The sequence below is a fragment of the Xanthovirga aplysinae genome (assembly GCF_009711365.1).
Lineage (GTDB): Bacteria > Bacteroidota > Bacteroidia > Cytophagales > Cyclobacteriaceae > Xanthovirga > Xanthovirga aplysinae.
In genome coordinates this window covers 1-2147 of record NZ_SMMB01000530.1, presented here as the reverse complement: position 1 = coordinate 2147, position 2147 = coordinate 1, and the positions used below count along the sequence as shown (strand labels likewise).

At 32.8% G+C, this 2147-nt stretch carries 2 protein-coding genes; both read right to left on the bottom strand.

Annotated elements, in window-relative coordinates:
* On the bottom strand, positions 1–1744 hold a 1744-nt coding region (gene asnB / locus E1171_RS02400; RefSeq protein ID WP_155203717.1), incomplete at its 3' end, for an asparagine synthase (glutamine-hydrolyzing).
* A 185-nt stretch (positions 1745–1929) separates the two neighbouring features.
* Positions 1930–2147: hypothetical protein (locus E1171_RS24130; RefSeq protein ID WP_222931347.1), on the bottom strand; the 218-nt coding region annotated here is incomplete at its 5' end.

The window sequence follows — 2147 nt, the reverse complement described above, 5'->3', positions numbered from 1 at the left end:
TATGGACAGGAACAGGGAATCCCATCTTTTTCCTCCAAACTACATCATATGGCAATTCATCTTCAAATGCCTTTTTTAATATAAACTTTGGGTCATCATAAACTTCGCTAATTTGGTCTGAATTATATTTGGACCCAATTATTTCATGAAGCATAGATTTCCATTTTAATTTGTATTTTACCGGAATACTCAGGGCAAACTCTACTAATCTATGGTCAACAAAAGGAACCCTGGCTTCGACTGAAGTTGCCATAGTGGTCATATCTACTCTTTGAAGTAATCCAACAATATGTAATTTCTCGAAAATCCACATATATTTATCATATGAATTTAACCCGTCCAATTTCTCAAACTCTTGTTCAAACACCTCATTTGAGTATCTATCCCCATCCAAAGCCTCTATAAAATCCTTCGACAAAAATTCTTTTTTATCTTCCCATTTAACATACTGATACAAATGTAAAAAATGATCCATTTCGGAAGAAAATTTAAGATCTCCATATTTAGAGGTCATATTGGCTTTAATCTCATTATACAAGCTCTCATTAGATAATTCCTTATTTTCCTCAAGTAATTTCAATCTTTCATGATCCAAAGGACTTCTAAATATACGACCATACCCTCCAAATATTTCATCTGACCCTTCACCAGAAAGCACCACTGTAATATATTTTCTTAACTCTCTGGACATTATATGCAAAGCAGGCTCATTCGCCACTCCGAGTGGAGCATCTTTAAATTTTATCAATTGATGCATTGTCTTCATATAATCAGAGGCAGTCAGTTTAAACTCATGATGTTCTGTTTTGTACATCTCTGACACCATTCTAGCATATTCAAACTCATTAAATCCCTCTTCCTCAAATCCAATGGTAAAAGTTTTTATTGGCATTTTGGAATTTTTTGCCATCAAAGCCACAACTATACTTGAATCCAAACCTCCACTTAAGTAAGCACCAACTGGAACATCTGAAATCATCCTATAATTGACCGCTGAATTTAATAGTTCTTTTATCCTCGAAATATAATAATCTTGCCCCTTATCTTCTTTATCTTCTTCCCTGATAATAGGTAGCTCATAATACTGCTTTTCATTTACTTTCCCCTCCTGAATTTCTAAATAATACCCTGGCTTTAAGGAAAAAATATCATCAAATAGTGTTTGATTTCCTATTGGATATCTATAACTCAGGTAGCTTGAAATTCCATTATAGTTGTATGTTACGGAAAGTCCAGGAAATTGGAGTATTGACTTTATCTCTGATCCAAATATTACTTTTCCAGCATGTCTGGTATAATATAATGGTTTTATACCCAATCGATCACGTACAATTGTAACCTTACCAGTTTTTCTTTCATATATAGCAAAAGCAAACATCCCAATAAACTGGTGGACACAGTCAATCCCGAATTCCTTATATGCATTTAAAATTACCTCTGTGTCTGTATTAGATTGAAATTTGTACCCCTTCGATTGGAGGTTTTCCTTAATTTCCTGGAAATTATACACTTCACCATTAAACACAATTCCATAATTTCCCTCCACATCAAACATAGGTTGCTTTCCAGCTTCTGAAAGATCAATAATACTCAGCCTTCGATGTCCAAAAGCAACATTTTCATCAATATATGTCCCTTTACCATCAGGTCCCCTATGAGATATCACATCTGTCATAAGCCTGATAGTGTCCTGAGAAATCTGAGAAAAATTGCTAATATTAATTACTCCAGTAATACCACACATGATTAAATACTAAAACTTATAATAATCAAAAACCTTAAACCACCGTTTTTTCCAATATCATTAAAAAACGATGTTCCAAAAAATTAGATGAAAAAGCTAATAAGCATCGGCCTAATATATTCAAACACACAACACCTTCCAGGAAATAGAAGTTACCTGCTGATCAACGAAAGGCAATGATATAATCAAAGTTGAAAATGTCTTTCAACATGCCCATCAATTACTATATCTGGTTTAAATTTTTCTACAACCTTTTCATTATACTTTGTCGAAACGTATATTATTTCTTTAAAATGGTAAGAAAAATATGGAATTAAATATTTTGTAAATGAATCTCTGAAAACAACAGCGCGAAGCTTTTTATGTTTATCACTATTAGTATAAACCAAAGTTTGAAAAGGAA